At 69.3% G+C, this 5,673-nt stretch carries 5 protein-coding genes; 4 read left to right on the plus strand and 1 reads right to left on the minus strand.

The genetic code is table 11. The features are described from left to right. Nucleotides 1-62: 62 nt before the first annotated feature. The gene (locus ACFWGJ_RS41105) at nt 63-386 is read right to left on the minus strand and encodes an ArsR/SmtB family transcription factor (protein ID WP_387334072.1); all 324 of its coding nucleotides are present in this window, start codon (nt 384-386) and stop codon (nt 63-65) included. 197 nt (nt 387-583) lie between these two features. Between ACFWGJ_RS41105 and ACFWGJ_RS41110 the strand changes: the two genes are divergently transcribed. From ACFWGJ_RS41110 to ACFWGJ_RS41125, 4 genes are all read left to right on the plus strand, one after another. Next, nucleotides 584-1,819 carry an amidohydrolase family protein gene (locus ACFWGJ_RS41110; RefSeq protein WP_387334073.1) on the plus strand — a complete coding sequence of 412 codons (1,236 nt, stop codon included), beginning with the start codon at nt 584-586 and terminating at the stop codon, nt 1,817-1,819. 58 nt (nt 1,820-1,877) lie between these two features. Beyond that, a complete protein-coding gene (locus ACFWGJ_RS41115; RefSeq protein WP_387334074.1) occupies nt 1,878-3,404 on the plus strand; it encodes an MFS transporter in 1,527 nt (508 codons plus the stop codon). Nucleotides 3,405-3,527: 123 nt separating this feature from the next. Continuing rightward, complete coding sequence (locus ACFWGJ_RS41120; RefSeq protein WP_387334075.1) at nt 3,528-4,265, plus strand: response regulator transcription factor; 738 nt, start codon at nt 3,528-3,530, stop codon at nt 4,263-4,265. A 160-nt stretch (nt 4,266-4,425) separates the two neighbouring features. Next, complete coding sequence (locus tag ACFWGJ_RS41125) at nt 4,426-5,667, plus strand: enolase C-terminal domain-like protein (protein WP_387334077.1); 1,242 nt, start codon at nt 4,426-4,428, stop codon at nt 5,665-5,667. The last annotated feature ends 6 nt before the right edge of the window (nt 5,668-5,673 follow it).

The following is a 5,673-nucleotide window of genomic DNA, read 5'->3' on the forward strand; positions in this document are numbered from 1 at the left end:
GAGCCTGGGGCTCCTCTCCGCCGCGCGTGCCTGTCCGGCTGCGGGCATGGCCCGTCCGGTGTTCAGGCGTGGGCGGTGTCCCCGACGGCGACGGCATCGAGCACACTGCCCAGGACTCCGGGGAACGCGTCCAGTGTGTCGTCGCGCAGGGAGACGAAGCACCGCGTGCCCTCGTTGCGCTGGTGGGTGATGCCCGCTTCCCGCAGGACCTTCATGTGATGGCTGAGCGTGGAGGCGACAACGTCCACCTCGAAGTCGGCGCGCTGATGCTCCTGGCGGTCGGCCAGCACACCCATGATGTGCAGCCGCACAGGGTCACCCAGCGCGGAGAGAACGTGTGCGAGCGAGATGTCGCTCTGGTCGGGGTGAACGTATCTACGAGGCATGGCGCCATCGTAACTCCTATGTTCGATGTTCGTCGATCATAGATGTATGGTCGGTGCCGAAGGCGCGGACGGCGTCCCGCCGCGCAACCGCCTTCCCGGCCCGCCATGTTCACCCGGCCCGCCGTGCTCCGACCCGTGCGTCCCCGATCCGGGACCACGTCCCCCGCGCATCCCACCGCCCATCTCGACGGAGACCCATGTACCGCATCGACAGTGCAACCCTGATTCCCGGCTCCGGCGCTCCGATACCGGACGCGACGGTCCTGCTCGACGAAGGTGTCATCGCCTACGCAGGACCGACCGCCCGGCTCCCCGCCGACGCGCCCTCGCAGGCGGACGCCACCGTGCCCTACCTCATGCCCGGCATGTGGGACGTGCACTGCCACCTGGCGGGAGTTCGCACCTGGACCATGCAGCAGATGCTCGTCACCCCCACCGCGACCGCCGCCGCCCGTGCAGCCAAGGACGCCGAGGCCGCCCTCCAGGCCGGCTTCACCAGCCTGCGCGAGACCGGCGGCCTGGGCGTCTGGCTCGCCCCCGTCATCGACGAGGGCACCATCGCCGGACCGACGGTCTACGCGGCAGGAGCCGTCCTCAGCCCCACCGGCGGCCACGCCGACATCCATGAACTGCCGCACGACTGGGTGGGCAATCACCCCCTGTCCTCGCAGTATCTGCTGACCGCCGACGGCGTGGACGAGTGCCTGCGTGCCGTACGCCTCCAGCTGCGCAACAACGCCCGCGTCATCAAGATCTGCGCCTCCGGGGGAGTGGCCAGCACCGTCGACCACCCCGTTCACCAGCAGTTCTCACCCGCCGAGATGCGCGCCATCGTCGAGGAGGCCGCGCGCGCCGACCGCATCGTGATGGCCCACTGCCACGGAAAGCCCGGCATCATGGCGGCCCTCGAAGCGGGAGTGCACACCATCGAGCACGGCAGCTACGTCGACGAGGAAGCCGCTCGGGCCATGCGCGAGGCCGACGCCGTCCTCGTGCCTACGCGGACCATCGTGCAGCGCATGCTCGACGGCAAGGAGAGCCTGCCGGTCACCACGTACGAAAAGGTCGTCGCGCTGGCGGACCGGCATCTGGAGTCCATCGCCATCGCGCACGCGGCGGGTGTCACCATCGCCGCCGGCACGGACGTCGGCACCTCCGGCGCGGGCACCTTCCTTCCCTGGGGCGCCAACGGCACCGAGCCCGCGCTTCTCCAGCAGGCCGGCCTGACAGCACTTGAAGCGATCGAGGCGGTCACCGCCAACGGGCCGCTGACGCTCGGACCGCAGGCTCCCAAATCAGGCCGTCTGCAGGCCGGTTACGACGCCGATCTGATCGCCCTGAGCGCCGACCCGATAACGGACACCACGGTCCTGGCCGATCCGCAGAACATCACGCACGTCTGGAAGAACGGCCGCCTTGCCAAGGCCCTCTGAGCGTGGGCGCTGTGCTGGGCGCTCCGGCGTCCGGCCGCACGTCCTGGAACGGATTCCCATGACTGGCCTCGAACCCCGCCCCGTCCCCTGGCGCAGCCGCGCGCTGCTCCCCGTACTCGTCTACTCCAGTCTGTGCACCGCAGTGGTCGGCTCACTCGGTGTCCTGCTGATCCCCGCCGTCGCGGCCGATCAGCACATCACGGTCAGCGCCGCCCAGTGGATGCTCACCGCGAACCTGCTTGTCGGCGCCGTTACCACACCCGTCCTCGGACGGCTGAGCGATGGCCCCCACCGCCGACGTGTCCTGCTGTTCACGCTGGCCACGGTCCTGACGGGTTCCCTGCTCGCCGCCACGGCCCACAGCTTTCCGCAACTCCTGCTGGGGCGCGCCCTGCAGGGGGCCACGTACTCCGTCATCCCCATGGCCATCGCCTCGGCGCACCGGCTTCTGCCGAAGGAGCGCGCCCCCGGCGCCATCGCCGTCCTGTCGGTGATGACCGCGACCGGGGCGGGCCTGGGTTTTCCGCTGACCGGGCTCATCGCCCAACACCTTGACTACCACTACGCGTTCTGGTTCGCGGCGGCCTTCATCGCCCCCGCTCTCGTCGGAGTCCTCCTCGCGTATCCGGCCGACAGGACGTCGGACGACCGTCCATCGGGGGACCGCACATCGCCCCAGGGCCCGGCCGTGAGGCGGGCCGCACGGTTCGACACACCGGGGGCGCTGCTGCTCGCCGCGGCTCTCACCGGCGGACTGATCGCGGTGAGCCAGGGTTCGGACTGGGGCTGGACATCGATGACCGTCCTCCTGCCGGCCGGGGCGTCCTTGCTGCTGGGCGCCGTATGGGTGTGGTGGGAGGGCCGGGTCGCACAACCCCTTGTACGACTGGATCTGCTGCGTCATGCCGACGTCGTCCTGGCCCATGTGGCTGCCGTGAGCCTGGGAGCGCTGATGTACGTGGCTTTCTCCGCCACCAGTGCCATCGCCCAGGCTCCGTCGGCAACCGGGTACGGGCTCGCCCTCGCCCCGTTCCTCGCGGGCTGTGCGGTCCTTCCGCTGTCGCTGGGGAGCCAGCTGGCCACACAACTGCAGCGGGGCCTGGTGTCTCGCGTCGGCACTCGGGTTCCCGTGCTCGTGGCGGCGGCGATGGTGGCGTCGGCGAACGTTGGGCTCGCCCTGGGCCACGATCGCGTGTACCAGCTTCTTGTCGCCATGCTGCTGATCGGCCTCGGTACAGGACTCGCCTGGGTCAGCATCCCCGTCCTCCTGGTGCCCGCCCTGCCCGCGGACGAGCTCGGCAGCGCACTCGGCTTCAATCAGATCCTGCGTACCCTTGGCGGCGCCCTCGGCAGCGCGCTGACCGGTGCCGTCCTGGCCACCCACACCACCACCGGTGGCGGGGCATTTCCCACGGACAGCGGCTACCGCGCGGTGTTCGTCATCGGCGCGATGGCCGGAGGCGTCGTACTCGTCCTGCTGGTCGTCCACGCCCTCCTCGTACGCCGAAGGGGGACGGCCGGTCGACAATCGAACGCTGAGTCCGTCCGATCCGGAGGGCCGCTCAGTGCGGAGGCGGAATCCTGACCGGACAATGAACAGAAAATGACCTGGCGTTGAGCACCCGCCCGACCGACGCTGGCCGCGACACCTGTGTACCGCACCCCAGGCCGAGACCACCGAGGCCGGCACGAAGAACCGGAAACGCCCATGCGCCCCACGGACAGCGACAAGACGACGCAGCGGCGCACGGACAGAGCCGGGATCTCCCTGGCGTCCGGCCGGGGCACGCTCACGCGTTCCGGACGCGCGGGCAGACACTTGTCGGTGCTGCCCACGTGGGAGCCGATCCCCGTACGCATAGAGGCGCACGATCCTCTGTCGCAGGCAGGTGCTGTCGCTCAACTGGGCCGTCACAACGCGATCGAGCTGATCGACAACCAGGCGAAGCGGCCCGGCACAGTGCTGGTCCTGATCACCGACTCCCTCCACGAGACCGCACTCGTGCGACTGCGTCGCCTGGTCCGGACAGACGGCGTCCGGCTCGTCCTCGTGGTCGACGAGGTGCGGGACGAGCACCACGTGCCGCTCATCGCCTGCGGCATCGACGCCGTTCTCCGGCGCGGAGAGGCCACCGAGGGAAAGCTGTTGCGCACGGTGCTCGCCACAGCCAGGGGCGAAGGCGATCCAGCCGCCGATCTGCGGGGATTGCAGGCCACGCGGGTAGGTGTCGCTACGTACAGCGGTGCGCCTCGGCCCGTCCTCACCACGCGTGAGGTGGAGGTGCTCGGACTCTTCGCCGAGGGGATGAGCACGCTGGACGTCGCGGCAGGGCTCGGGTGTTCGGAGCGGACGGTCAAGAACGTCCTCAAAGCCGTGACCGCGCGACTCGGCCTCCGTAACCGGGTCCAGGCGGTCAGCTTCGCTCTGCGGCAGGGATACATCTGAGGAAGACGGACGCACTCGCGTAGCCCTCTTGACGGCTGTGTTGAAACGTTTCTAACGTGCTTCCATGCATCTTCTGAAATGTGAATAGAAATCACGTATGTGAATTCTGCGGAAGCGGATAACGTTGTCACATGCGGGTGTGAATCGAGCCGGAGAGCCAATGAAGATCGTTGACGTCGTGATCACCCCTATCGCCTTCAGGGACCCTCCACTGCTGAACAGCACGGGTGTCCACGAACCCCTGGTGCTGCGCTGCGTCGTCCAGTTGGTCCTGGAGAACGGCATCGTGGGCCTCGGTGAATGCCCCGGTGGAGCCGCCGAGACCAGCCGCCTCGTCCGAGCGGCTCAAGTGGTCAAGGGTATGGATGTCTTCGCCACCACGGCCGCGCGCCAGGCAGTGCATCGAGCACTGGGCGGGGCGGCGGTGCGAGTCGAGGAGCGGGACTCGGCGTGGGCCCCTCTGGAGGTCGCCGCACTGGACGCCCAGGGCAAGCTCGTCGGCCGCCCGGTCTGCGACCTGCTCGGCGGCGCTGTACGGGCCGCGGTGCCGTTCAGTGGCTACCTCTTCTACAAGTGGGCCGAGCACCCGGCGCTCGACGGTCACCCCGCCCAGTCGGATGCCTGGGGACCCGCCCTCGATCCGGACGGCGTCGTCGTCCAGGCACGCCGCCTGATCGACGGCTACGGGTTCGGCTCGCTGAAACTCAAGGGCGGAGTCTTCCCTCCCGAGGAGGAGATCGCCGCGATCCGGGCCCTGGCACGTGCCTTCCCCGGGCTGCCGCTGCGTATCGACCCGAACGCGGCCTGGACGGTCGCCACTTCACAGCGTGTGGCGCGAGAGCTGACCGGCGTCCTGGAGTACCTGGAGGACCCCGCGCCCGGCCTCGACGGCATGGCACAGGTCGCGCGGTCCACCTCCATCCCGCTCGCCACCAACATGGTGGTCTCGAATCTGACGCACCTGAGCCCCGCGGTCGCGCAGGACGCCGTCCAGGTGCTCCTGCTCGACCATCATCTGTGGGGTGGCCTCCGGCGCAGCCGCGACCTCGCCCTGCTGTGCCAGGCCTTCGGTATCGGCCTGTCGATGCATTCCAACTCGCACCTCGGCATCAGTCTGGCCGCGATGGTGCATCTGGCCGCGTCCGTCCCCGAACTCGCGTACGCCTGCGACACGCACTACCCGTGGAACGCCGCGGACGACGTGGTCCGCCCCGGCGTGCTGCGTTTCGTCGACGGAGCGGTTCCGGTACCGACGGGTCCTGGCCTCGGAGTCGAACTCGACGAAGTCGTGCTAACCGAACTGCACCAGGCCTACCTGGACGCCGGCCGCGAACGCCGCGACGACACCGGATACATGCGCCGCGTCGTGCCCGACTACGACGCCACGCTGCCCCGCTGGTGAGGTGCC

Origin of the sequence: Streptomyces sp. NPDC060205, from assembly GCF_042728395.1 — a bacterium.
Classification (GTDB): Bacteria; Actinomycetota; Actinomycetes; order Streptomycetales; family Streptomycetaceae; genus Streptomyces.